Genomic DNA, 779 nt, shown 5'->3' with positions numbered 1-779 from the left:
GGTCAGCTCTGGACCTATGCTGCGGACGACCGGCCGTGGGGCGGCGCAGATCCGCCCGGCGTCGCCTATGTCTATGCCCCCGATCGCAAAGCCGATCGACCGATCGCTCATCTGGCAGGCTTCAAGGGGATTCTGCAGGTCGACGGCTATGCCGGCTATGGCAAGCTCGCCGAGCGTGGCGATGTTCGGCTTGCATTCTGCTGGTCGCACATGCGGCGTAACTTCTACGAGCTTGCCACACCCGGTCCGGCGCCCATTGCGAGCGAGGCGCTCAAGCAAATCGCCGAGCTCTATGCCGTCGAGAAGGACATCCGTGGCCGCAGCGCCGAGGGGCGCCGTCTCGTTCGGCAACAGAAAAGCCGACCGCTGGCGGAAGCGTTCGAACGGTGGCTCCGCGCCAAGCTTGCGCTGATCAGTCAAAAGGGCAAATTGGCAGACGCAATCCGCTATGCGCTCTCACGCTGGGAGGGCCTGACGCGCTTCATCGATGATGGCCGTATCGAGCTCGACAACAACGCCGTCGAGCGCTCGATCCGTCCGATCGCACTCAACCGGAAAAATGCACTGTTCGCTGGCTCCGACGGCGGCGCCGAGCACTGGGCCATCATCGCATCCCTGGTAGAAACTTGTAAGCTGAACGACGTCGATCCCCTTGCCTTCCTGACTGACGCGCTCACCAGGATCGTCAACGGTCACCCAAACAGCGAAATCGATCAGCTGCTTCCCTGGGCCTATCGCGCGCAATCCCTCAAAGCCGTGGCCTGAGAACGACGCTTACA

General features: G+C 62.5%; 1 protein-coding gene. It reads left to right on the top strand.

Annotated elements, in window-relative coordinates; genetic code table 11:
• Positions 1-765, top strand: a 765-nt coding sequence (locus tag IVB13_RS04555; RefSeq protein WP_247487936.1) for an IS66 family transposase, incomplete at its 5' end; no start/stop codon positions are given.
• Positions 766-779: the final 14 nt, after the last annotated feature.

Origin of the sequence: Bradyrhizobium sp. 17, assembly GCF_023073515.1 — a bacterium.
GTDB classification, from domain to species: Bacteria; Pseudomonadota; Alphaproteobacteria; order Rhizobiales; family Xanthobacteraceae; genus Bradyrhizobium; species Bradyrhizobium canariense_D.
Note: the sequence above shows the minus strand (reverse complement) of the source record. Positions and strands in the feature narration are given on the sequence as shown.